Here is a 25,290-nt window from a genome sequence, read left to right as displayed (position 1 = left end):
GCTGAAACTCAGTCGAAGACGATGACCTGACGGATCGCGTTACCGTCGGCCAATTCGTCCATGCCGCGGTTGATCTCGTCCAACGTGATTCTCGACGAGATCAGCTTCTCGACGGGAAGCCGTCCCTCACGCCACATCTGGGCGTACGTCGGGATGTCGCGTGCAGGCACCGCCGAGCCGAGGTAGCTGCCGATGATCGTGCGCGCCTCCGCCACCAGGCCCAGCGGCGAGATGGATGATCGGGCGTCGGGTGCGGGGAGACCGACGGTGATGGTCTTGCCGCCGGGAGCCGTTGCAGCGACGGCAGTTTCGAAGGCTCGGGCGTTGCCGGCGGCCTCGATGACGATATCGGCCTTGATTCCCTTCTCGGCGAGCTCGGCGGGCGAATATACCTGCGTTGCACCCAGATCGGTTGCGGTGGAAAGCTTGTCCGGGACCCCGTCGACTCCGATCACCTCACCGGCACCCACCGATACGGCCGTAAGAACAGCTGCCATGCCGACGCCGCCGAGGCCCACCACCATCACCGACTGCCCGGGCTTCGGAGTACCGGCGTTGAGCACCGCGCCGCCGCCGGTCAGTACCGCACAACCGAGGACTGCTGCGATGTCGGCCGGGATGTCGTCCTCGACCGGCACCACCGACTTTCGGCTGACCACCGCGTGGGTGGCGAATCCGGAGACTCCGAGGTGATGCTTGACCTCTTCCCCGTCACGGTGCAACTTGATGCCGCCGCCGAGCAGTGTCCCGGCATTGTTCGACGCACTGCCGGTGATGCAGGGCATCTGGCCGTCGGTGGCGCACCCGGCGCATTCGCCGCAGCGCGGGAGGAACGTCATGACGACACGAGTGCCGACCGCGATGTCGTCGACACCGGGGCCGACTTCCTCGACGCGGCCTGCGGCCTCGTGGCCGAGCAGCATCGGGACCGGACGAACTCGATTGCCGTCGACCACCGACAGATCCGAGTGACACAGCCCCGCGGCTTCGATCCGGATCAGCAGTTCGCCGTCTCCGGGCGAGCCGAGCTCGAGGTCGGAGACGGTGATGGGATGCGAGTCCGCAAAGGGACGAGATCGGCCGATTTCTTCGAGTACTGCGCCGCGAATCTTCATCCCGCCAGACTATGCGGCTCCGCTGCAGTGGTGTGGAAAAGTGCCGTGGGGGGCACTCAACCGCACCACTGCGCGTAGCGCACTACAGCGGCAGACGCGGCCTGAGCAGGTGCGCAACCAGTGCCGTCCACCCGGTTTGGTGCGTGGCCCCGAGTCCCTCGCCGGTGTCCCCATCGAAGTACTCGTTGAAACTGGGATGCCTGCTCCACAGTGGGTCGAGGCTGGATTCGATGCGCTCGCCGTCCGCGGGTCTCTTGCCGTCGACCGGTCGGAACAGTCCGGCGAGACCGTTGTCGATCAGATCGGCGGCGTCGGTGAGGGTGCGGTGGTTGCCCGAGCCGGTGGGGATCTCGATGGTGAACGAGTCGCCGTAGTACCGGCCGTAGGCGCGGAGCTTGTCGGCGAGCAGCACGTTCACCGGGAACCACACCGGCCCGCGCCAGTTGGAGTTGCCGCCGAACATGCCGGTGCGCGACTCCCCCGGCTCGTATTCGATGGACAGGCTACGGCCGTCGACGTCGAACGTGACCGGTTCTCGGTACGAGGCCGAGAGCGAACGAATCCCGAAGTGCGACAAGAACTCCTCGGAGTCGAACATGCGGGCCAGGATGCGCTTGAGCCGCTCGGGCTGGACGAGCGTCAGCAGCATGCGCACCTCGCCACCCTCACGCCGAGCCAGCAGCGGGCTGACCATCTCCGGCCGTCGACGCTGAATCCAACGCAGGCGGGCGGTGAGGTCCGGGCATTCCTCCTCGACCCACGGCGGGATCTCGGTCGCCCCGAGAATCGGAAGCAGACCCACCATCGACCGAACCCGCATCGGTACCGCATCGCCCTCGGGTTGCACGAGGACGTCGTAGAAGAAGCCGTCCTCCTCGTGCCACAGCGAAATGTGTTGAGAACCGAACGAATTGACCGCCTTCGCGATCGAGAGGAAGTGCGAGAAGAACTTGGTCGCGACGTCGTCCCAGGCGCTGTCGTGCCGCGCGAGTTCCAGTGCGATCTTGAACATCTGCTGGCAGTAGAACGCCATCCAACTCGTCGCGTCGGACTGCTCGAGCCGGAAGCCGGGAGGCAGCGGTGCCGATCGGTTGAACAACCCGATGTTGTCCATACCGAGGAATCCACCCTCGAAGATGTTCGAGCCCTCCGAGTCCTTGCGGTTGACCCACCAGGCGAAGTTGAGCAGCAGCTTGGTGAACACCCGCACCAGGAACTCGCGATCCCGGTAGCCGTCGATGCGGTAGACGTGCCATGCCGCCCATGCGTGCACGGGTGGGTTGACGTCACCGAACTCCCACTCGTACGCGGGCAGCTGGCCGTTGGGGTGCATGGCCCATTCCCGGCACATGAGCACCAACTGCTCCTTCGCGAAATCGGCATCCACGTGCGCCAACGGAATCGCATGAAAGGCCAGGTCCCAGGCCGCGAACCACGGGTACTCCCACTCGTCGGGCATCGAGATGACGTCGGCCAACGCCAGGTGACGCCAGTGCGCATTGCGCCCACCCGGGTTCTGCCTCGAGTCCGGTGCCGGAGCACCGACCTTGTCGCCCTCGATCCATTCCTCCACGTCGTATCGATAGAGCTGTTTGGTCCACAGCAAGCCCGCGTAGGCGCGCCGCGCCACGTGCCGGTCGACGTCGGTGAGGTCGGAGCCGATCACGGCGCCGTAGAACTCGTTGGCCTCGGTCTCGCGATCGACGTTGACGGCATCGAATCCGGCACCGAACGTCTGCTCGTCCGGTCGGTTGGGCGACAACCGCAGTCGGACCGATTCCGTTGCACCGGAGGCGATGTCGTCGAAGCGGTACCAGAACGCAGCCTTCGTACCGGTCTGCTCGGGGTTGACCGCATCGAGCTCCCCGTCGACGACTCGGCGGCCGATGCCGTCCTTGGGGTAGGCCGAGATGTTCTCCTGCCCCCACAGTGCTTCGGCATTGGTTTCGTTGTCGCAGAACAGAACTGCCGGCGTTCCTTCGGCGCTGAGGTAGTAGCGACCGAGAAATCCGTGGTCGACGGCGATGGCTTCGAGTCCACCTGCCATGAGGTCCGGCGGGCTCAGCTGCGCCAGTGTTCCGCCCCGCTCGTCGCGTCCCCAGGACCAGGTGTTGCGCAACCACAGGTGCGGCAGAAGGTCGACCGACGCCGCCTCGGGGCCGTGGTTGGTGATCGAGATGGTGATGCAGATGTCGTCGGGTGAGGCCTTGGCGTACGTGACCTGGACGTCGAAGAATCTGTTCTCGTCGAGAATACCGGTGTCGGCCAGCTCGTATTCGCGGTCGTCACGCCCGCGCCGGGCATTCTCTTCTCGCAGGTGAGCGTAGGGATACTCCGCGTGCGGATAGCGGTAGAGCCATTGCATCCAGCTGTGCGTCGGCGTTCCGTCGACCGCCCAGAAGTACTCCTTGACGTCCTCGCCGTGATTGCCCTCTTCGTTGGCGAGACCGAACAACCGTTCCTTGAGGATCGGATCCTTGCGATTCCACAGTGCGAACGAAAAATTCAGGAACCCGAAGCGGTCGCAGATTCCCCCGATACCGTCCTCGCCCCAGCGGTATGCCCGTTTGTGTGCCTGATCGAACGGGAACGACGCCCAGGCGTTTCCGTCTTCCGAGTAGTCCTCGCGCACTGTGCCCCACTGCCGTCCCGCCAGGTACGGACCCCACTGACGCCACGGGCCGCTGACTCCGGGCGATTCGGCCAACCGATTGTGTTCGACGGTCGACGGGGTGGGAACGCTCACGGGATTGGTGGTCACAGCACACAGTCTGGTCGTTGGCGGTCAGCGATGCACGCCGACATTGGCCGCAAGGTATCCGACGCGGCGCTGCACCGCGGCGATCTCGCGGATCCCGTCGGTGAGCAGACTCCGTTCCAGCGGCGACAGATCGGCCATGATCAGCACGTCGCCGGGGCGGTGGCCCGCTGTGATCTGGTCGATCTGATGCGACAGTCGGAGCCGCTGCAACAGGGCGAACACTTCGGTCAGTGTGGCGACATCGCGTTCGGAGAGCATGCCGTTGCCCGACGCCGCGGCGAGCCGCGCGGGGGTGGAGGACGAGGCGATGCCGACCGACAACCCACCCCACCGAGCGAGGTTGACGATGGGAGTCAGTGCATGGGCCTTGAGGTCGAACGTCCCGCCTCGCCGAGCCAGCACGTCTCGCAGCGAACGCAATCGGGCGCGGCCGGCGAGCGCGTCACGCAGTTGCAACCGCAATGCGTCGGGGTGATCGAGCAGGAGTCGACGGTAGGCCTCGGGGACGGTGTGCAGTTCCCTCGGGCCCCACACCACTCTGCCGTCGATCATCAGCGAGGACATGATGAGGCCCGAGTCCTCTGCCGGATTGCCACGTTCACCGAAGGGGTTGCTGAGCCAGTGGGCCGCGGCCCTTTCCCACTGACCGGCAGAGCGTGCGAATCGGGGCGAGCTCGCAACCGCGCCGTTGCTGTCCGACGGTAGTCCGGCAGCGTCGAGGCTCACGTGGACGCGAGTGGCCAAGTCCATCAGCGCCTCGTCGCGGGTCCACGACACCGCGTTCGATTTTCCTCGGACATCCGGGTCGGCGGTGGCATCCGCCCAGGTCAATGCACTGTCGACGTCCGAGGAGGGCATGGCTTCTCGACGTGCCACGCTGCCGAGAGTGATCCAGGCGAAGTGGTCACGCGGCACGTCCGGACGTGCGGTCCATTCGATCTCGACGGCCCGGCGGACGAGGCTGTCGACCACGACGGAGAGAATCGCGCTGACCGCCATCGCATCGGTTCCGCCCTTGAACAGATCCACCACCAGGCGGGGCACGAGTCTGCCTGCGTCGGCGAGTTCGGCGGGGGTCGACGCCGATGCCACAGCTCGGCGGACCACAAAACTGCGTCGGGTGGATGCGGCATGCAGATCCGAATCCTCGACGACGCCGAGTACCTCACCGCGGGTCGACACCACCGGCATGTGCCGCAAGCCTCGCTCGAGCATGTCCATCAGCACGGTCCCGGCCAACCGGTCCGCCGTGACGGTCTCGGCGGGCGACGTCATGACCTGCTCGATCGGAGTATCGATGCCGATACCGGCGGCCACCACACGAATTCGGAGGTCGCGGTCGGTGAAGATGCCGTGGCGCGATCCCCGGAGCGGAATCAGAACGTACGAGCTGCCCTGCTCGGTCATGTGCCGGACGGCATCTCGGACCGTGGTTCCGACGGGCGTGAACACCGCAGGCGCAGAGACCAATTCACCGACGGTCCGGCCGGCACTGCCCTCCACCGGTCCCCCACGGTATGCAGAGGAGGAGTTGACGGCATCGGCCAGGAACGCCAGACCGGTGGGCGTTGCGAACAACGGCCGAACCAGCGCACCGGGCAACTGCAGGACGACAGTCGGTTCGGTTGCCCGCGCGCAGAATTCGACGGTTCCACCCGAGAGCAGCGCCGAGAATCCGAACACCCCACCGGGACCTATCGTGTCGATGGGAACGTCGGTGCGCGAGGTGTCGTCCGGGTGCGTGATCACCACGCGTCCGGTACGCACCACCCACACGGTGTCGGCATCGGCCGAGGCGTCCATCTGTGGACGGTCCACAACCCATGCGCCACTGCCGTACTCGCGTTCGACGGCTGCTGCGGCCATCTCGGCCAGCACTACCGGTGGCGCGCCCTGAAACGGTGGATGCGCGCCGAGAAAATCGGCCGTCTCCTGTCTATCCGCCACGGATCAGGTCGGCGCATCTCTCCGCCATGGTCATCACCGTGATGTTGGGATTGACGTACGGCAGCTTCGGCATCGCCGACGCGTCGACCACTCGTAGGTTCGAGATGCCCTTGACGCGCAACTCGGGATCCAGCACGGCCATGGTGTCGTCCACCGAGCCCATCCGGGCAGTGCCTGCCGGGTGATAGACCGTGTTGTGCGTCTTGTGCACGTAGTCGAGCAGGTCGTCGTCGGTGACGGCCTCGGGTCCGGGGGCGAGTTCGTGTTCGATCCACTCGGCCATCGGTCCGTCGGCTGCTATTCGACGAGCCAGCTTCAGACCGGCAAGCATCACCGCGTCGTCGTGGCCGTCGGCGTCGGTGAAGTAGCGCGGGTCCACCTTCGCCCGATCACGAAAGTCCCTGCTGCGCAGACGAACAGTGCCACGCGAGCGCCCCTGGGTCACGTTGGGCGTCAGGCAGAATCCGTTGTCTGTGGTCGGGTAGCCCCATCGGAGGGTATTCATGTCGAACGGCACACTGCCGTAATGCATCATGACGTCGGGATAGTTCAGTGAGGAGTCGGTCTGCGCGAACACACCGATTTCCCACCATTGCGAGGACGTGGTGACCATGGGCTTGCTCGCCTCCCAGAACACCAGCCCTTCGACGTGGTCGTCGAGGTTCTCACCCACTCCGGGCGAGTCGACTCGCACCGTGATGCCCATCTCGCGGAGCTGGTCTGCCGGTCCGATTCCGGAGAGCATCAACAGCTTCGGCGTGTCGATGGCTCCGGCGGTCACGATCACCTCGCGGCGCGCGGACACCGTGTCGTAGCCGGTGAGATCGGGACGTTGGTACCGAACTCCGGTCGCAGTCAGCGATTCGTCGATCAGAATCTCGCTGATCCAGCAGTCGGTACGCACCTCCAGGTTCGGGCGCGAGCCGATGATCGGGTGCAGGTACGCATGCGAGGTCGACATCCGCGAGCCGTCCTCACCCGCATTGATCTGGAACCAACCGGCACCGTTGAGTACAGGCGTTCCGCGGTTGAATGCGACCGTGGGAAGACCTATCCCGGCGGCCGATTCGAGCACTGCCGCACCGCACGGATCGTTCGGTGGCACGTCGCGGATTCGCACGGGGCCGTCGTGGCCACGGCCGGTGTCGTTGTTCTCCACTCGCGCGACGAACGGCAGGATGTCCGACGCGCCCCACCCCGTCGCGCCCGCAGCGGCCCAGTCGTCGAGGGTTTCCGCAGGCGGGTGAAAGGCGATGCAGGAGTTGTGCGAGGAGCAGCCACCGAGCACTTTCGCCCGCGCGTGCCGCATGAAGCTGTTGCCGCGCTCCTGCGGTTCGACGGGATAGTCCCAGTCGTAGCCGGAGTCGAGCAGATGCATCCACTCCACCAGTTCGAGAATTGCCTTGTCGCCGACGTCGGTCGGACCTGCTTCGACGAGGCAGACACTGACGGAGGGGTCCTCGCTCAGCCGCGCAGCGAGGACACACCCCGCCGTCCCGCCACCTGCGACGACGTAATCGAACTGGGTGTCTGTCACTGCACGCTCCTTCTAGTCGCCCGTGGAGGCATGTGATTTCAGAGTGCCGATGTGCTTGCGTCCCTTGACTGCGTACCACAGCAGGCCTACCCCCAGGATGCCGCCGATGTAGACGAACGCACCGAACGTGTTGTACCAGGGGGTTCCGTACACGGCCTCGCGTGGCCATGCGAGGTTGATCGCCATCCCTGCGCCCCACACCACTGCCGCGATGTTGACCGGCAGGCCCCACCTGCCCATCGTGAAGTACCCGCCGGGCTTCAGATCTGCCGGCGGCCACTCACCCTTGACTCGTTTGACCAACAGCGGCCCGGTGACCATCAGATACGCGAGGTAGATCATGATGATCGCGATCGAGGTGAGGACCGTGAAGATCTGCGGCTGACCGATGTTGACGACGAGAATGACGATGGCCAGCACGCCGATGGTCACTGCGGGGACCACCGGGGTCTGGGTCTTCGGGTTCACCTTGGCCAGACTCTCGCCGAAGGGCAACGCGTTGTCTCGCGCCATGGCGAACGTGAGCCGGATCGCCGCGGTGTGCACTGCCAGTGAGCAGACGAAGACCGCGATAACGATGCAGATGAGGAAGACGGTGCCCAGCGGGCCCCACATCACCGATTCGACGATGGACTGCAGGCTGCCGTCGGGGCTGCCGAGCGAAGGATCGTTCAGGTCCGGCGCGGCCATGACGGCGAACACCAGGATGGCTCCGCCGATGACGAACGACGCGAGGATGGCGCGAAAGATCGCTTTGGGGGCGGTGCGGCGAGGTTCGACGGTTTCTTCCCCGAGCGAGCTCGCGGTGTCGAATCCGTACATGACGTAGCCCGACGCCAGAGACGCGACCAGGAAGGCACCCAGGTAGCCGCCGCTCTCACCGGCACCGTAGCCGTTGGAGGAGAAGAACACCTCGGGCCCGCGAGTGATGTTGGCCGCGAGCAGGATCGCGATGAGGACGGCCGCAATGAGTTCGATGAACACACCCGCACTGTTGATCATCGCCATCAGTCGAACGCCGAGCGCGTTGATCGTGGTGGTGATGGCGATCAGGATCGCACCGAGCAGCACTGCGTTGGCCGCGAAGTCGGTGGCACCCGAGCCGTCACCGATGATCTGGAATCCGCTCCAGATGCGTGGCAGATTCAGCTGTAGAGCGAGGGCAACGGCGGCCAGTGTCACGATCGATGCCGTGAGCATCAACCAGCCCGCCGACCAACCGACGATCCTGCGGCCCAACAGCTTCGCCCAGTTGTACACCGATCCCGCCACCGGGTATTTCGCGGCCAGCTCCATGAAGCACAGTGCCACGCAGAGCTGACCGACGAAGACCGCAGGCCACGACCACAGGTACGCCGGCCCGGCGGTCCCGAAACCGAAGTAGAACAGCTGGAACGTGCCGGTGAGAATGGAGATGTAGCTGACGCCCGCGGCGAAGCTGGCGAATTTGCCGAGACTTCGATCGAGAGACTCCTTGTAGCCGAAATCGTCCATCCCGCTCGAGTTGTCGTTCAGTATTGCCATGCCTGTGGCCTTTCCCATCGTGCTCTATCGGGTACCGAACCACCCCGCCGCCGTGGGTGAGGTGTTGTGCCAAATATGCTTCGCTTCTTGATATTCGGACATTCCGGACGGGCCGAGCTCGCGTCCGTTCCCGGACTGTTTGAAGCCGCCCCATTCCGCGGCCGCCGTGTAAACACCGAAGTCGTTGAGCCACACCGTGCCATGGCGCAGCCCACGTACCATTCTTTCGCCTCGTGCGGCGTCGGATGTCCGAACTCCCGCGGCGAGACCGTAATTCGTATCGTTGCCCAACAGCAGTGCTTCGGCCTCCGTGTCGAAGCGCTCCACAGTGAGTATGGGCCCGAATGTCTCCTCCTGCACGATATTCATGGACCGATTGCAGTGGTCGAAAATCGTCGGTAGGAAATAGCTACCCTCGTCCAGAGCCGAATTGTCCGGTTTCGTTCCGCCGATGACCAGTGTTGCGCCCTCCTCGATGCCGCCCGCGACGAAAGCTTCGATCTTCTCGCGCTGCGCCTGCGACACCAGTGGACCGGTCTCGCTCGCCGGGTCCATCCCAGGACCGATCACGATGGTCTTCGCGCGTTCGGCCACGGCTGCGACGAAGCGGTCGGCGACCGATTCTTCGATGATGAGTCGAGTGCCGGCCGAACACACCTGACCCGAATGCAGAAAGACTCCGGTCAGGACGTTGTCGACGGAGTCTGCGAATGCCTGATCGTCGGCCACCGCGTCGGCGAACACGATGTGTGGATTCTTGCCACCGAGTTCGACGGCCACCTTGGTGACATTCTCGGCCGCAGCGGCCAAGATGTGCCGGCCCGTCGCCAGTCCGCCGGTGAACGAGATGAAGTCGACGTCACGGTTCCTGGTGAGCGCGTCCCCGAGAACCGCCCCGCTGCCCTGCAGCAAGTTGACCACACCGGCCGGCACTCCGGCTTCTTCCACCAGCTTGGTGAACGCGATGGTGCTCAGCGGAGTCACCTCGCTCGGCTTGAGCACCATCGTGCAGCCGGCCGCCAGAGCGGGGGCGATCTTCCACGAGATCTGCAGCAGCGGATAGTTCCACGGTGCGATCATCACGCACACGCCGATCGGCTCGTGGACCACGCGGCTGAGGATTTCGGGTCGATCGACGTCGATCAGGCGATCTGCCTGCACCACTGCGAGATCGGCGTAGAAGCGAAAGACCGACGTGACATCGTCGATGTCGATTTCGCTCTCGCCGAACGTCTTTCCGGTATCGAGAGTCTCGATACGCGCGAGCTCGGCCTTGTCCCTCTGGAGCAGATCTGCGATGCGGTTCAGCAGATCGCTGCGCTCGGTCACCGTCACCGAGCGCCACGGCCCGTCGTCGAACGCCGCCCGCGCCGAGGCCACCGCGCGCAGAGCGTCGTCCGGCGTGGCCTCGTCCACGACGGCAACCGTGCTGCCGTCCGCGGGGTTCACGATGTCTCGGGTTCCGCCGTCACCGGATCCCTGCCACTGCCCGTCGACGAACAACGACGGCCGTAGCGAGGTCGGGTCGAATACTGCATCGGAGTCGGTCACTGAAACTCCTTCTTCCGTCTGGGGGTCGGGTCGTGTGTCTACGCTATGCCCTCAGCGGCCGATGACTCCATCGATCCGTTCGCGGATGATGTCCGCGTGTCCGTTGTGTCGAGCATATTCGCCGATCATGTGCACGTAGACCATCCGCAGCGACATCGGCCCACCTCGCGAGTCGACCAGGTCGTCCAACGAGCGTCGGGCCGCAATCTCGTCCGCGGCACAGCACTCGGCAAAAAATTGCGCGAAGTCGGATTCGGCCCCGGCCTCGGTCGCTCCCAGAAGGTCCGAGTCCTTACCCAACTCCGCGTCGTACATCGGGTCGAACGACATCGCGCCCAACCGCTCTCGGAACCAGATGCGTTCGACCTTGGCGAGATGACGAACGAGTCCGAGCAGCGAGAGCGTCGACGGTGGGAACGGACGTCGTGCCAGCTGCTCCGAATTCGCGCCTGCGCAGATGTTGAGCAACGTCGCTCGATGCCACTGCAACGTCCCTTCGAGAATCGGCCGCTCGTCGCCGAAGAGCGGACCGTCGACCGGTTCCGGTGTGGGCGCTGTCCATGTCTTTCGCCGATCGGTCATGCTGCGATTGTCGAACATGCGACGGCACTGTGCAGCGCAGCGCATTACGGTGGGAAACATGACTATCGAAGATGTGGGCGGCAGACGAACGGTGACGGCGGACGAGCTTCTTCTCCTGGTGGGCGATCACCTGCTCATCGAAGAGGGCGTCGCGACCGGGTTCATCGAAAGCGCAGGCCAAGTTGCCGAGAGCGTAGCGGTGACGGTGACCGATGGCGTCGACGGAACCACGACGACCGAGCGGGTTTTCCTTCCCGATGCCGAGGTGACCATCGAACCCGCCGATCGCGGACGTGCCCCCGTCACTCTGTGACGACAGGAGAGTCCCTGCTCAGAAGTACATTCATGTAACTCGAACAACTCTGCTCACACCAGTCACACTGGCACCGAACTGAGCTAGGGTGGCGGAAACCCGTCACCGCTCGGAAGGACGTCAGTAGTGCGACAAGGCCGAGTACACCCGACCGTTCGCGGTGCTGTCGTAACCTGTGCCGCTGTGCTCGCTGTCGGTTTCGGCTCGATCACGGCGATGGCCGAGCCCGCGGCGTCGGCCCCGGTAACCGTCGCCGAGTCGGTCCGGTCGGCCGACGCAGAGCAGTACAACGACGCGCAGGATGCGTTGGTGAAGGGTCGCTACGACGACGGTTTCGCTGCCCTCGACGCGCTCGCTACCGCCGCCCCGGACGACGCCAATGTGGCAGCGCTGCAGACGTTCTATGCCAACGCGACCGCTGACACCGATGCCCGTGCGCAACACTCGGCTCGTCTACGCACCCTGTCTCCCACCCTCGCCGACGCAGTCGATCGAGCGATCGCAGTCATCGACGACGCCGCAACGGAGACAATCGATTTCGCACCGACCATCGACGGACCCCGCACTGCAATCGTGGTACTCGGTCTGGGCCTGAACGGCGACGGCAGTATGGCCCCGGAGTTGGTGGCACGTCTCCGCTCGGCCGTAGCCGCGGCGGAGCGCTCCCCCGAGTCCCCCATCATCGTCACCGGTGGGAACCCGCAGAGCGGCATCACCGAGGCCGACGCGATGCAGCAGTGGCTCGTCGACGACGGCATCGCGGCCGACCGCATTCACACCGAAACGACCGCGAATTCGACAGTGCAGAACGCACAGCGCACCACCGCGCTGGCAGCGGAGATCGACGTCGAGAATCTGGTTCTGGCCACGACTTCCAGTCACCTGCGGCGAGCGATCTCCGACTTCGAGATCGCCGGTGCCGACGTGATCGGTGCTGCCACATCCACTCCCGACGATCCCCCGGACCTACCTGCGCTCGCTCCGACAGCGCGGCTGGGTATGACGGTCGACGCCACCAAGATCCTCGGGATACCGCGCACCTACTGACGCGTCCACCCGCGTAGCACCGACTCCGTCCCGGCATCGAACATCGCCCGACGAATCTCGTCGTCGTTGTCGGTGGGCATCGCCAACTCCAGCGACACCAACCCGTGCACGATCGCCCAGAACGAGTGGCTGATCAACTCGACCGACGCCCCGGCCATGGTTCCCGTCGCGACTGCGCTCGCCACCGCTGACCGCAGCGGGTCCATCGCTGCGGAAGCACGTTGCGCCTCTTCGGATACATCGACCGAACCGAGCACACCGCCGAACATCACCGCGTACAGATGCGGATTACGTAGTGCCCAGTCTCGGTACGAGGCGGCGAGTTCCCGCAGATCGACCTCCGGATCGCCGCTGACCGGAACCCGGCGCTGCGCGTCCCCGAAACTCGCGAACGACGTGGAGAACAGAGCTACGAGCAACTCGGCACGTCCGCCGAACAGCGAGTAGATCGCTGTCGTCGAGGTGCCCTGCGCGGCCGCGAGTTTGCGCAGTGACAACGAGTCGACACCCTGGTGCGCAACGGTTTCGGCCGCGGCCTCGAGGAGCCGGGTGCGCAACTCCGCATCGTGAATTCTTGGTCTCGCCACTTGCGGAACCTACCACAACGGTGTTTTATAACAGTGTCATGTAAGTCTGTTCCCGCCCTCGAACCAGTAAGGACTCCCCATGCCACCCATCATCGACGGCCGCACCACGGTCGAGGCCGACCGCGACACCGTCACGGTTTTCCTCATCGGGATGCGCATCAACAATCCGGTGGCCGTTCGCTCCTGGCTACCCGCGGTGCGCGCGATGCCGCGGATGCTCGGCCATCTCGAGAGGGATCCCGCCTCCGGACTGCTCGGCTACCACTCGTGGCTGGGACGAACCACCATGCTGGTCAGCTATTGGCGCACTGCCGAGGACCTGACGCGATTCGCCTCCGATCCCGATGCACCACACGCACCGGCCTGGCGCGCCTTCAACCGATCGGTGGCTGCAACCCGCCATGTCGGCGTATGGCACGAGACCTACACCGCGACAGCGCGAAACAGTGAGGCGATCTACGTCAACATGCCTGCGTTCGGACTCGCAGGTGCCATCGGTGGACTCCCTGTCGGGACCGGCTCGCACACGTGGAAGCAGCGAATGAAGTCCGCGCAGTAACGGCTCGACGGCTACAGGAAATCTCCGGCTCGCGCAGCAAGGTCGAGAACGGGCTGCGGGAAGACTCCGAGAGCCACGGTGACCACCACCGAGACCCCGATCGCGCACGACACCGACGCCGTCGGGCGCACGATCGTGGCGGTCCGCTCTCCCGGATCGGTGAAGAACATCAGCACGATCACCCGTACGTAGAAGAACGCTGCGATCGCGCTGCACACCACCCCGACCACGACCAGCGCCGCTCCCCCGGCACCCGAGGCAGCGCTGAACACCGCGAACTTGCCGATGAACCCACTGGTGAGCGGAATGCCGGCGAACGAGAGCAGGAACAACCCGAACACCGCCGCCACCAGCGGTGACCGACGACCGATTCCGGCCCACCGTTCCAGATCGCTCACCTCGCCGCGTTCGTCTCTCGCCAACCCGATGATCGCGAACCCCCCGAGAGTGCTGAAGGCATACGCCAACAGATAGAACATCGTGGCCGACACACCCGAATCACCCACATCACCTGAACTACCCAGTGCCGTCACTCCGGTGAGGATGAATCCGGTGTGCGCAACGGACGAGTACGCCAGCATCCGTTTGACATCGGTCTGCGTCACCGCGACAACCGATCCCACCACCATCGTCGCGATGGCGACGACCCACAGCATCGGTCGCCAACTCGATTCGAGACCGGGCAGCGCCATCCCGAAGATGCGCAGAATCGCACCGAACGCCGCAACCTTGGTCACCGTGGCCATCAGTGCCGTCACCGGCGTAGGGGCACCCTGGTAGACATCGGGAATCCACGAATGGAACGGCACGGCACCGACCTTGAACAGCAGACCCACCGCGAGCAAGGCGGTTCCGATCAGCGCGAGCGATCTGCCCTGACCGTCAGCCGCGATGGCGTCGGCGATGCCCTCCAACCGAACGGTTCCGGCGTATCCGTACAGGAAGGCGACCCCGAACAGGAAGAACGCGGACGAGAACGCGCCCAGCAGAAAGTATTTGAGAGCTGCTTCCTGCGAGAGCAAGCGCCGTCGACGGGCCAGTCCGCAGAGCAGATACAGCGGCAAGGACAGCACTTCCAGCGCCACGAACATCGTCAGCAGATCCGTGGCCGCCGGAAACAGCAACATGCCACCGATCGCGAACATCGCGAGAGGAAACACCTCGGTCTGGGCGACGCCTGCGTCGATGGCCTCCTTCTCCGCCACGCTGCCCGGAGTGGTCGATGCCTGCGGGGTGAACGAATCGATGCGACGCTCGGCACCGGCCGAGGTGACTGCAACGGTGCGCTCGGCCATCAATGCGATGGCCGGAATCGACACCAGCACAATGGTTCCCTGTAGAAACAGGGTGGGCCCGTCGATCGCGACCGCGCCGGACATCGCCGACGCCTCGGTGCCGGCCAGACCGAGAATTGCCGCCAGTGCCGCCACCAGTCCCGCGAGAGCCAGGCCCAGATGCGTGATCCGGCGGGCCTGCAGCGGCACGAACGCCTCGACGAGAACACCGAGAACTGCGACCGAGAACACGATCAGCATCGGTGCCAGCAGACCGTACTGCACCTCGGGTGTGGTCATCGCTGACCTCCTGAACTGTCGACGATCGTGGATTGAACTGCCGGAGTGATGACATCGAGCGCGGGTTTCGGATACACCCCGAGCACGATCAGCAACGCGATCAACGGCACCACCACGGCCAGCTCGCGGCGAACGAGATCGGGCACCGTCTCGTTGCCCTCCCGGATCGGCCCGGTCATGACGCGCTGGTAGAGCCACAGTATGTAGATCGCCGACAGCACGAGGGCTCCAGCGGCCACGATCGCGGCGACTCCGTATCGACCGAACGTGCCGATCAGCACGAGGAATTCGCTCACGAACGGGGCGAGGCCGGGTAGCGAGAGCGTGGCAAGCCCCGAGATCAAGAACGTTCCGGCAAGTACCGGTGCCACCTTCTGCACACCGCCGTAGTCGGCGATCGCTCGTGACCCTCGACGCGACACGAGAAAGCCCGCGATCAAGAACAGTGCGGCCGTGGAGATTCCGTGATTGACCATGTACAGCGTGGCACCGGCCTGACTCTGACCGGTCATGGCGAAGATGCCGAGGATGATGAATCCGAAGTGCGAAATCGACGTGTAGGCAATCAGTCTCATCATGTCGGTCTGGCCGATCGCCAGTATGGCGCCGTAGACGATGCCGATGACCGCGAGAGTGATGATCCACGGCGCGAACGTCTGCGACGAGCCAGGAAAGAGTTCGAGACAGAACCGCAGCATCGCGAACGTACCGACCTTGTCCACCACCGACATCATCAGCACCGCAGTCGCGGGTGTGGACTGCACTGCGGCGTCGGGTAGCCACGAGTGGAACGGCCACAACGGTGCCTTGATCGCGAACGCGAACATGAAGCCGAGGAACAGTGCGTTCAGAACCATCGGATCCACACCGAGTCCGCCCGATGACGCCGCGTCGGCGATCGCGCGGAGATCGAACGTCCCGCCGTCGAACGGCCCGTCGGGTCGCGCGGTCACCACGTAGAGGCCGATGACGGCAGCCAACATGATCAGACCGCCGAACAGGTTGTACAACAGGAACTTCACCGCGGCGCGCGTGCGATGTACTCCCCCGAAGCCACCGATGAGGAAGTACATCGGAATCAGCATCGCCTCGAAGAAGATGTAGAACAACAACACGTCCAACGCGAGGAACGACACGAGCACCATCGACTCGACCACCAGAATCAACGCCATGTACGTGTGCGACACCCGACGGGAGCCGTAGTTCGCGACGCGACTGCCGTCGTACCAGCCCGCGACGAGCAGCAAGGGCGTGAGAACGGTGGTGAGCAACACCAGGACGAGGCCGATTCCGTCCAGACCGAGGGTGTACCGCGCACCGAAAGCCGCTATCCACGAATGGTCTTCGACGAACTGGTACCGATCACCACCGGAGTCGAACGACACCGCCAGTGCGACCGACACGGCCAAGGTCCCGGCAGCGAAGCCCACTGCGACACTGCGCGCGGCGGTCGGGCGAGCGGCGGGCACCAGGGCGACCACGATCGCACCGAGCATCGGGAGTACCCACAGGACGGTCAACCAGGGAGTCGTCACAAAGCCACCACCATCAGTACGACGAGAACGGCTCCCGCGAACATCGCCAACGCGTACGACCGCACGTAGCCCGTCTGCAGTCGCCGAGACCGCGTCGATGCGCCTCCGATCGAGCTCCCCACCCCGTCCACGACGGCGTCGATCCCGTTGTCGGCGTGCACCAATGCGCGCGTGAGTGTCTGTCCCGGCCGCATGAATGCGGCCTCGTTGACGGCATCTCCGTAGAGATCGGCACGTGCAGCTCGGGTCAGGGGCGACACATCCTCGGGTGGTGTCGGCGGAACCTCGTTCGCGATGTACTTACGGTAGGCGACGCTCGCGCCGACCAGCACGACCACCAGGACGGCGACGGTGACCACCCAGGCCGGAATCGCGTGCTCCTCGGGTGCCGACCCCACGACGGGTTCCAGCCACGTCTCGAGGCGTCCGCCCACCGCAAGGAAAGCTCCCGACGCCACCGAGCCGACGGCCAACACGATCATCGGGGCAGTCATCGTCGCCGACGCCTCGTGCGGATGTGCTTGCGCGGACCAGCGTTTCGGACCGAAGAAGGTCAACAGCATCACGCGAGTCATGTAGAAGGCCGTCAGGCCGGCACCGAGCAATGTCACGCAGCCGAGAATCGGACCTGCCACTCCTTCGGCGGCGAATGCGACCTCGATGATCGGGTCCTTGGCGAAGAAGCCGGAGAACGGCGGCAGTCCGATGATGGCGAGATAGCCGAGGCCGAATGTGACGAACGTGATCGGCATCGCGGCGCGGAGCCCACCGAACCGTCGCATGTCGGTCTCGTCGTTCATCGCGTGCATCACCGAGCCCGCGCCCAGGAACAAGCCCGCTTTGAAGAAGCCGTGCGAGATCAACAGCACGATGGCGTAGGCGTATCCGGAGGGGCCGAGCCCGGCCGCGAGCACCATGTACCCGATCTGACTCATCGTCGACGCCGCGAGCGCCTTCTTGATGTCGTCCTTCGCACAACCGATGACGGCACCGAACAGCAAGGTGACCGCCCCGACGGTGACGGTGGCCGCGCGGGCGGTGGGCGACGCCTCGAACACCGGTCCGGAGCGCACGATGAGGTACACCCCTGCCGTGACCATCGTGGCCGCGTGAATCAATGCCGACACCGGTGTCGGGCCCTCCATGGCGTCACCGAGCCAGGACTGCAGCGGCACCTGCGCCGACTTTCCACACGCCGCCAAAAGCAGCATCAGCGCCATGGCGGTGGCCACCGATTCGCTTGCCTCGCCGATTCCGGCGAACACGTCGTCGTACTGCACGGAGCCGAAGTTCACGAACATGATCATCAGCGCAACGGCCAGGCCGATGTCGCCGACTCGGTTGACCACGAACGCTTTTCGGGCAGCCGACGCAGCCGACGGCTTGTGCTGCCAGAAGCCGATGAGCAGATACGACGCCAGTCCGACACCCTCCCACCCCAGATACAAGCCCAGGAAGTTGTCGGCCAGGACCAGCAGCAGCATGGCTGCCAGAAACAGGTTGAGGTACGCGAAGAAGCGTCGCCGCTCGGCGTCGTGGCTCATGTAGCCGATGGAGTACACGTGAATGAGCGACCCGACCCCGGTGATCAGCAGGACGAAGCAGATCGACAATTGATCTGCGCGCAAGCCGAACTCGACCTGCAATTCGTCGACCGGAACCCATCGGAACAGGGTTTGGGTGAGGGCCCGGCCCGATTCTGCACGGCCCAGCATCGATGCGAACACCACCGCGGCCACCACGAACGAGGACACTGCCGCTGCCGTCGCGACGAGATGCCCCCACCCGTCGGTGCGCCTGCCGGCGAGCAGCAGGAACGCCGCACCGAACGCCGGCAGAGCCGGAAGAAGCCACAGTATCGACATCATTTCTGCGCCCCCGTCAATTCTTCATCAGGGAGTTCTCGTCCATCGAAATCGACCGACGAGAACGGAATATGGCCATGATGATGGCCAGGCCCACCACCACCTCGGCGGCGGCGACCACCATGGTGAAGAACGCGAACAACTGTCCGTCGAGATTGCCGTGCATGCGGGAGAAGGTGACGAACGCGAGATTGACTGCGTTGAGCATCAATTCGATGCACATGAACACGATGATGGCGTTGCGCCTGACGATGACGCCTGCCGCGCCTATCGTGAACAGCAGAACGGACAGGTAGAGATAGTTCTCCGGGTTCATCGCTCGTCACCCCCGTCCACCCTGTACTGGCTCCGTTGATCGGCGAACATGGCGTTGACGGACGACTCGGATTCGGTTCCGTCGGGCAACAGAGCGCGGCGATCGACCCCGTTGTGTCTGGCGTACACCCCTGGGCTCGGCAGAGGCGTCACCCTCGAACCGTCGCGGAATCGATCCTGCGCCATCTCTCGCTGACCCTTGACCGGCCCCAGAGCTTCCCGGTGCGCCAGGATCATCGCCCCGATGGTGGCAGTGATCAACAGTGCCCCGGTCAACTCGAACGCCCACACGTACTCGACGAAGATCAGCTCTGCCAGGCCCTCGACGTTTCCGGCGGAGTTGACGGCGTCGAGACCGGCGAAGTCGAGCCGACCACCCTGGGCCGCATCGCGAAGCAGTACCCCGATGATCAACAGTCCGAAGCCGATTCCGATGACGACGGCCGCGATGCGGTGCCCACGCAAGGTTTCGGTCAGCGACTCCGAGGTGTCGACTCCGACGAGCATCAGAACGAACAGGAACAGCATCATGACCGCGCCGGTGTAGACGACGATCTGCACGACACCGAGGAACAACGCACCCTGCGCCATGTAGAAGGTCGCCAGTACCACCATCGTGGCGGCGAGGAACAACGCCGAGTAGACGGCTTTGGTGCTCATCACCACGCCGAGCGCACCGATGACGGCAACGACACCCAGGGTCCAGAACTGCACGGCCTCACCGGTGGACGTGGCATCGAGGGCGAGGTGCACGGCGGCTTCCTGTGCCCTCATCGCACCGAACCGCCCTCGGGTTCGGCTGGGGACTCGGGTTCGGCTGGGGACTCGGCCGGTGACTCGTGGCCGGTGACGGTTCCGCGGTAGTAGTCCTCGGCCGCCAGGCCCGGTGCCATCGCGTGCGGCGGTGCCGTCATGTCCGGCTCCAGCGGTGCCAGCAGCGAGTCCTTCTCGTAGATCAGATCGGCACGGTTGTCACCGGCCAGCTCGTACTCGTTGGTCATCGTCAGAGCGCGTGTCGGACAGGCCTCCACACACAGGCCGCACCCGATGCACCGGAGGTAGTTGATCTGATAGACCCCGCCGTAGCGCTCGCCCGGAGAGAACCTCTCGGTCTCGGTGTTGTCGGCTCCTTCGACGTAGATGGCGTCGGCCGGGCAGGCCCACGCGCAGAGCTCGCAGCCGATGCACTTCTCGAGACCGTCGGCGTACCGATTGAGCTGATGACGACCGTGGTAGCGAACCTCGGTCGGCTTCTTCTCCTCCGGGTACAGCTCCGTCTCGGCCTTCTTGAACATCGTGGCGAACGTGACCCCGAAACCGGCTATGGGACCGAGAAATTCAGGCATCGGCGTTCTCCTTCGGTGACCTGGCGGCGGGTGAGCGCACACCGGCGTGCCGGCTCGGGTAAGTCGAGCCCTGCGTAGGGATTGGAGGTATCGGGAATCCGCCTGCCACAGCATCGAACTCGGCGACGGGCGCAGGAGGCGGCACGTTCCGTTCCCGTGCACGCCTGCGCACCATCAGCAGCAGTGCACCCAGCACGGCCACTGCGAAGATCATCGACACGCCGAACGTGACCAGCGGTACGTCGTACCGATCGGCCCCGAGTACCCGCACCGTCGCGATCACCATCACCCAGATCAGGGCAACCGGAATGAGAATCTTCCAGCCGAAGTTCATGAACTGGTCGTAGCGCAGCCTCGGCAGTGTGGAACGCAGCCAAATGAACACGAACAGGAACACCCAGACCTTGAGGGTGAACCACAGCACCGGCCACCACCCCGAATTGGCACCGCTCCACAGACTCAACGGAATCGGAGCCTGCCAGCCGCCGAGGAACAGCGTGGTCGCGAGTGCCGACACGGTGACCATGTTGATGTACTCGGCGAGCATGAACATGGCGAAACGAAGGGACGAGTACTCCGTGTGGAATCCGCCCACCAACTCGCCCTCCGCCTCGGGCAGATCGAACGGAGCGCGGTTGGTTTCGCCGACCATCGCCGTCACGTACACCAGGAACGAGGGCAGCAGCAGAAACACGTACCAGGTGTTCTGTTGCGCAGCAACGATTCCGGAGGTCGACATGGTCCCCGCGTACACGAAGACCGCCGCGAACGACAGGCCCATCGCGACCTCGTAGGAAATCACCTGCGCCGTCGAACGCAGCGCACCGAGCAGCGGGTACGTCGAGCCCGACGCCCACCCCGCCAACACGATCCCGTACACACCCACCGACGTGACCGCGAGAATGTACAGAACCCCCACCGGCAGGTCGGTCATCTGCAGCGGTGTCGTCGTACCGAACACCGACACCTCGGGACCGAACGGAATCACGGCGAAGGCCATGAACGCAGGAACCACCGAAATGATCGGAGCCAAAACGTAAATCGGCTTGTCGACGCCGGTCGGAGTGATCCCCTCCTTCAGTGCCAGCTTGATCCCGTCCATGAGCGACTGCAGCAGACCCCACGGGCCCACCCGGTTGGGCCCCACCCTCATCTGCATCCACGCCATGATCTTGCGTTCGGCGTAGATCGCGACCAGCGGCGTCAGCACCAGGAAGACGAAGACCGCCAAGGCCTTCCCGACGACCAACCACCACGGGTCGTTGCCGAACATCGACAGATCGGTCGGCGCGGCCACGATCATGACTGCCCACTTTCGGGTCGTTCCGCAGGCTCCACTCCTGAATTTTCGGGTCGTTCCGCAGGCTCCACTCCTGAATTTTCGGGTCGTTCCGCAGAACCACGACGAAGGCGCACAACCGCGCCCGACTGCACCCCCAGCGAGCGGTACACCGCCGAACCGGGCGAGTTCATCGGTATCCACACCACGGTGTCGGGCAGGTCGGTGATCGTCAGCGGCAACGTGATCGAACCTCGGTCGGTCACGACACTCACCAGGTCGCCGGTCTCCGCTCCGATGGACGAGGCCGTCGTCGCCGACAACCGAACCGTGGGCGTGCGGCCGGTCGCGGCGAGGTTGTCCTCGCCGTCCTGCATCCGTCCCGCATCGATGAGCATCCGCCACGTGGTCAGAATCGCCTCACCTGGCCCGAGGGTCGGAACTTCCGTGCGGTGTGCAACCCGGGCCACCGCGGTGCGCGGGCCGTTCCACACACCGAGGCGAGCCAGCTCGGCGCGTGCCGCCGCCGCGTCGGGCACGGCCAGTGCGACGCCCATCTGCGCGGCGATGGCGTCGAGGATGCGTTGATCCGGCATCACCGCGCCGGCACCGAGTGCAGTGTCGAACGCGCGAGGTCGTCCTTCCCAGTCGACGAAAGTTCCCGATTTGTCGACCACCGGTGCCACCGGGAACACCACGTCGGCCCGCTCGGTGACCGCACTGTGGCGCAGCTCGAGGCTCACCACGAACGCCGATTTGTCCACGGCGTCGAGCGCCTCCTGGGGGTCCGGAAGATCGTCGAGATCGATTCCGGCAGTGACCAGGGCGCGATTCGGTCCTGCGTCGGCGAGGATCGCAGCGGTGTCGCGGCCCACCTCCTCCGGTAGCTCGGGCACTCCCCATACCGCGGCCACCTCGGCGCGCGCAGCCGCATCGGCCACCGGACGCCCGCCGGGCAGAACGTTCGGCAGCGCCCCTGCGTCGAGCGCACCGCGTTCGCCGGCACGTCGCGGAATCCAGGCCAGGCTCGCCCCGGTGTCGTCCGCCAGTTTCGACGCCGCCGCCAGACCCCCGGGAACGGAGCCCAGCCGCTCACCGACGAGAACGATCGCACCGGGCTCTCGGAGGAGGTGTGCAATCGATTCGGTGCCACGATCGCCGACGTGCAACGCATCGAGCCACCCCGGCTCGTCACCGGGAATCGACTGCAGCAGGACGCCGTCGAGCTTTCGTAGGCCCCGAGTGGAGAACGGCGCGATCGAGGCCACCACCACTGCGCTCGTGCGGTGCGCCTTCCGAAGCCTCAGGAACACCAGTGGTGACTCTTCCTCGGGCTCGAAGCCGACGAGCACCACCACCGGGGCGTTCTCGAGGTCGGTGTAGGTGACCCCCAACCCGGTCGCCGCGATTCGACCGGCCAGGAAATCCGCTTCCTCGGCGCTGTGGCTGCGATTTCGGAAGTCGATATCGTTGGTGTGCAGCACTGTTCGAGCAAACTTGGCGTACGCGTAGGAGTCTTCGAGAGTCGATCGTCCGCCCACGAGTACCGCGGCGTGGCCGACCGATCCGGCCAGTCCGGCCGCCGCGGCAGCCAGCGCAGCCGACCACGACGTCTCGATCAACTTCCCCGATTCGTCGCGGATCATCGGCGCGGTGATGCGATCGGGTTCGGTGGCGTATTTGAACGCCCACCTTCCCTTGTCGCAGTTCCATTCCTCGTTGACCTGCGGGTCGTCCCCCGCCAGCCGGCGAAGGACCTTGCCGCGTCGATGGTCCGTGCGTTGAGCGCAGCCCCCTGCGCAGTGCTCGCACACGCTCGGCGACGAAGTGAGGTCGTACGGACGCGCCCGGAACCGATACTCGGTGTTGGTCAGCGCACCGACCGGACAGATCTGAACGGTGTTGCCCGAGAAGTAGGAGTCGAACGGCTCGTTACCGAAGATGCCGACCTGTTGAACGGCACCACGTTCTAGGAGGTCGATGGACGGGTCGCCGGCCACTTGGGCGGCGAAACGAGTGCATCGCGCACACAGGACGCACCGCTCGCGGTCGAGCAGAATCTCGGCCGACAAGGGAATCGGCTTGGGATACGTGCGCTTGGTCTCGACAAATCTGGATTCGGACCGACCCGCGGCCATCGCCTGGTTCTGCAGCGGACACTCACCGCCCTTGTCGCACACCGGGCAATCGAGCGGATGATTGATCAGCAGCAACTCCATGACGCCGCGTTGCGCCTTCTCCGCCGACTCCGATGTCACTTGAGTGCGCACGATCATGCCCCCGGCCACGGTCGTGGTACAGGACGCCAACGGCTTGCGTTGACCCTCGACATCGACGAGGCATTGCCGACACGCCCCCACCGGATCGAGCAACGGGTGATCGCAGAAGCGCGGAATCTGCACGCCCATCAGCTCGGCGGCTCGAATCACCAACGTGCCCTTCGGAACACTGATCTCGTGGTCGTCGATGGTCAGTGTCACCATGTCGACCGGAGTGACCGACTGTTCAGGGGCAGGAGTGGAGCCTGCGGAACGACCATCTGCTGGTGCCGTCATGCCGTCAGCTCCTTTGCCATCAGGGTCGATCGGTGTGGATCGAATGGGCATCCCTGTTCGGTGACATGTCGGATGTATTCGTCGCGGAAGTACTTCAGCGAGGACACGATCGGGCTTGCGGCTCCGTCTCCCAACGCGCAGAACGACTTTCCAGCGATGCCGTCTGCGATGTCGAGCAGTGTCGTGAGGTCCGCCTCGGTGCCGGTTCCGCCGTCGAGGCGGCGCAGTATCTGCACCAGCCAGTAGGTTCCTTCGCGGCACGGCGTGCATTTGCCGCAGGATTCGTGTGCGTAGAACTCCGTCCATCGCAGCACCGCTCGCACGACGCACGTCGTGTCGTCGAAGATCTGCAAGGCCTTGGTACCCAACATCGATCCGGCGGCGCCGACGCCCTCGTAGTCGAGTGGCACGTCCAGGTGCTCGCCGGTGAACATCGGCGTCGACGATCCTCCCGGTGTCCAGAATTTCAGCTCGTGGCCGGGACGGATGCCACCCGCGTAGCCCAGCAGCTCCCGCAGGGTGATGCCAAGCGGGGCCTCGTACTGGCCGGGCCGACATACGTGGCCGGACATCGAGTAGAGGGTGAAGCCGGGTGACTTCTCGCTTCCCATCGATCGGAACCATTCGATTCCCTTGCGCAGGATCACCGGGACGCTGGCTATCGATTCCACGTTGTTGACCACCGTTGGGCGCGCATACAGGCCTGCAACCGCGGGAAACGGTGGACGCAGTCGGGGTTGACCTCGTCGCCCTTCCAGCGAATCGAGTAGCGCCGTCTCCTCGCCGCAGATGTAGGCCCCGGCCCCGGCATGGATCACCAGCTCGAGGTCGAACCCCGATTCGAGGAGGTTCTTGCCCAGGTAGCCCGCGGAGTATGCCTCGGCAACCGCGGCCTGCAGTCTGCGCAGCACCGGTACCACTTCGCCGCGAACGTAGACGAATGCGCGCGATGCACGTATTGCGTAGGCCGCGATGATGATTCCTTCGATCAACGTGTGCGGGCTCGCCATCATCAAGGGCATGTCCTTGCAGGTGCCCGGCTCCGACTCGTCGGCGTTGACCACCAGATAGTGAGCTTTCCCGTCACCCTGAGGAATGAAGCTCCACTTCGTTCCGGTGGGGAATCCCGCGCCGCCACGGCCGCGCAGGCCGGAATCCTTGACGAATGCGATGAGATCGTCGGGGTCCATGGCAAGGGCCTTCTCGAGCCCCCGGTATCCGTCGTGACTGCGGTAGGTGTCGAGTGTCCACGAGTCCTTCTCGTCCCAGAACTCGCTCAGCACCGGCGTCAGGGCCAT

20 protein-coding genes are annotated in these 25,290 nt (G+C 64.8%); 3 read left to right on the top strand and 17 right to left on the bottom strand.

Annotated elements, in window-relative coordinates; all coding sequences use genetic code 11:
* Positions 1-8 precede the first annotated feature (8 nt).
* The 7 genes from CH271_RS16740 to CH271_RS16710 all read right to left on the bottom strand — a co-directional run bounded on the left by CH271_RS16740 (position 9) and on the right by CH271_RS16710 (position 11,017).
* Positions 9-1,115: an alcohol dehydrogenase catalytic domain-containing protein gene (locus tag CH271_RS16740; protein ID WP_094634269.1), complete on the bottom strand. Its 1,107-nt coding sequence runs from the start codon at positions 1,113-1,115 to the stop codon at positions 9-11.
* An 82-nt stretch (positions 1,116-1,197) separates the two neighbouring features.
* The gene (locus CH271_RS16735; protein ID WP_252342154.1) at positions 1,198-3,876 is read right to left on the bottom strand and encodes an MGH1-like glycoside hydrolase domain-containing protein; all 2,679 of its coding nucleotides are present in this window, start codon (positions 3,874-3,876) and stop codon (positions 1,198-1,200) included.
* 24 nt (positions 3,877-3,900) lie between these two features.
* On the bottom strand, positions 3,901-5,742 hold the full coding sequence (locus CH271_RS16730) for a putative nucleotidyltransferase substrate binding domain-containing protein (RefSeq protein WP_179274683.1): 1,842 nt from the start codon (positions 5,740-5,742) through the stop codon (positions 3,901-3,903).
* Positions 5,743-5,812: 70 nt separating this feature from the next.
* Entirely contained in the window at positions 5,813-7,360 is a 1,548-nt protein-coding gene (locus CH271_RS16725; protein WP_094634267.1) for a GMC family oxidoreductase, read from the bottom strand.
* Between the two features lie 12 nt (positions 7,361-7,372).
* Positions 7,373-8,884, bottom strand: coding sequence for an APC family permease (locus tag CH271_RS16720; RefSeq protein WP_037190132.1), 1,512 nt, complete (start codon positions 8,882-8,884; stop codon positions 7,373-7,375).
* A 24-nt stretch (positions 8,885-8,908) separates the two neighbouring features.
* Complete coding sequence (locus CH271_RS16715; RefSeq protein WP_371828437.1) at positions 8,909-10,387, bottom strand: aldehyde dehydrogenase family protein; 1,479 nt, start codon at positions 10,385-10,387, stop codon at positions 8,909-8,911.
* Positions 10,388-10,486: 99 nt separating this feature from the next.
* The gene (locus CH271_RS16710; protein WP_094634555.1) at positions 10,487-11,017 is read right to left on the bottom strand and encodes a DinB family protein; all 531 of its coding nucleotides are present in this window, start codon (positions 11,015-11,017) and stop codon (positions 10,487-10,489) included.
* Positions 11,018-11,075: 58 nt separating this feature from the next.
* On the opposite strand from CH271_RS16710, the gene CH271_RS16705 reads away from it, so the two are divergent.
* Together CH271_RS16705 and CH271_RS16700 are read left to right on the top strand one after the other, a co-directional pair.
* Positions 11,076-11,330 carry a hypothetical protein gene (locus CH271_RS16705; RefSeq protein WP_032378219.1) on the top strand — a complete coding sequence of 85 codons (255 nt, stop codon included), beginning with the start codon at positions 11,076-11,078 and terminating at the stop codon, positions 11,328-11,330.
* Positions 11,331-11,513: 183 nt separating this feature from the next.
* Entirely contained in the window at positions 11,514-12,377 is an 864-nt protein-coding gene (locus tag CH271_RS16700) for a YdcF family protein (RefSeq protein ID WP_094634266.1), read from the top strand.
* Here CH271_RS16700 and CH271_RS16695 read toward each other — a convergent pair.
* Positions 12,371-12,964, bottom strand: coding sequence for a TetR/AcrR family transcriptional regulator (locus CH271_RS16695; protein WP_094634265.1), 594 nt, complete (start codon positions 12,962-12,964; stop codon positions 12,371-12,373). The two genes, CH271_RS16700 and CH271_RS16695, sit on opposite strands and share 7 nt — an antisense overlap.
* Before the next feature lie 79 nt (positions 12,965-13,043).
* Between CH271_RS16695 and CH271_RS16690 the strand changes: the two genes are divergently transcribed.
* Positions 13,044-13,523, top strand: a complete 480-nt coding sequence (locus tag CH271_RS16690) for a DUF4188 domain-containing protein (protein WP_094634264.1) — start codon at positions 13,044-13,046, stop codon at positions 13,521-13,523.
* Between the two features lie 11 nt (positions 13,524-13,534).
* Here the strand turns inward: CH271_RS16690 and nuoN are convergent, their stop codons facing one another.
* From nuoN to nuoF, 9 genes are read right to left on the bottom strand one after another with little or no spacing between them, the layout of a single operon-like run.
* Positions 13,535-15,097: an NADH-quinone oxidoreductase subunit NuoN gene (nuoN, locus tag CH271_RS16685; protein ID WP_094634263.1), complete on the bottom strand. Its 1,563-nt coding sequence runs from the start codon at positions 15,095-15,097 to the stop codon at positions 13,535-13,537.
* Positions 15,094-16,593 carry an NADH-quinone oxidoreductase subunit M gene (locus tag CH271_RS16680; protein WP_373453578.1) on the bottom strand — a complete coding sequence of 500 codons (1,500 nt, stop codon included), beginning with the start codon at positions 16,591-16,593 and terminating at the stop codon, positions 15,094-15,096. The genes nuoN and CH271_RS16680 overlap by 4 nt, the downstream gene beginning before the upstream one ends.
* 35 nt (positions 16,594-16,628) lie before the next feature.
* Positions 16,629-18,500 carry an NADH-quinone oxidoreductase subunit L gene (nuoL, locus tag CH271_RS16675; protein WP_179274654.1) on the bottom strand — a complete coding sequence of 624 codons (1,872 nt, stop codon included), beginning with the start codon at positions 18,498-18,500 and terminating at the stop codon, positions 16,629-16,631.
* A 13-nt stretch (positions 18,501-18,513) separates the two neighbouring features.
* On the bottom strand, positions 18,514-18,813 hold the full coding sequence (gene nuoK / locus CH271_RS16670; protein ID WP_008717020.1) for an NADH-quinone oxidoreductase subunit NuoK: 300 nt from the start codon (positions 18,811-18,813) through the stop codon (positions 18,514-18,516).
* Positions 18,810-19,586, bottom strand: coding sequence for an NADH-quinone oxidoreductase subunit J (locus tag CH271_RS16665; RefSeq protein ID WP_094634261.1), 777 nt, complete (start codon positions 19,584-19,586; stop codon positions 18,810-18,812). The genes nuoK and CH271_RS16665 overlap by 4 nt, the downstream gene beginning before the upstream one ends.
* Positions 19,583-20,158: an NADH-quinone oxidoreductase subunit NuoI gene (gene nuoI, locus CH271_RS16660; RefSeq protein ID WP_094634260.1), complete on the bottom strand. Its 576-nt coding sequence runs from the start codon at positions 20,156-20,158 to the stop codon at positions 19,583-19,585. Before nuoI ends, CH271_RS16665 begins: the two co-directional genes overlap by 4 nt.
* The gene (gene nuoH, locus CH271_RS16655) at positions 20,151-21,461 is read right to left on the bottom strand and encodes an NADH-quinone oxidoreductase subunit NuoH (RefSeq protein WP_094634259.1); all 1,311 of its coding nucleotides are present in this window, start codon (positions 21,459-21,461) and stop codon (positions 20,151-20,153) included. The genes nuoI and nuoH overlap by 8 nt, the downstream gene beginning before the upstream one ends.
* Positions 21,458-23,992, bottom strand: coding sequence for an NADH-quinone oxidoreductase subunit G (locus CH271_RS16650; protein ID WP_094634258.1), 2,535 nt, complete (start codon positions 23,990-23,992; stop codon positions 21,458-21,460). The genes nuoH and CH271_RS16650 overlap by 4 nt, the downstream gene beginning before the upstream one ends.
* On the bottom strand, positions 23,989-25,290 hold the full coding sequence (nuoF, locus tag CH271_RS16645; RefSeq protein WP_094634257.1) for an NADH-quinone oxidoreductase subunit NuoF: 1,302 nt from the start codon (positions 25,288-25,290) through the stop codon (positions 23,989-23,991). Before nuoF ends, CH271_RS16650 begins: the two co-directional genes overlap by 4 nt.

The organism is Rhodococcus sp. 05-340-2 (assembly GCF_002258915.1).
In the GTDB taxonomy this organism is placed as follows: Bacteria; Actinomycetota; Actinomycetes; order Mycobacteriales; family Mycobacteriaceae; genus Rhodococcoides.
Note: the sequence above shows the minus strand (reverse complement) of the source record. Positions and strands in the feature narration are given on the sequence as shown.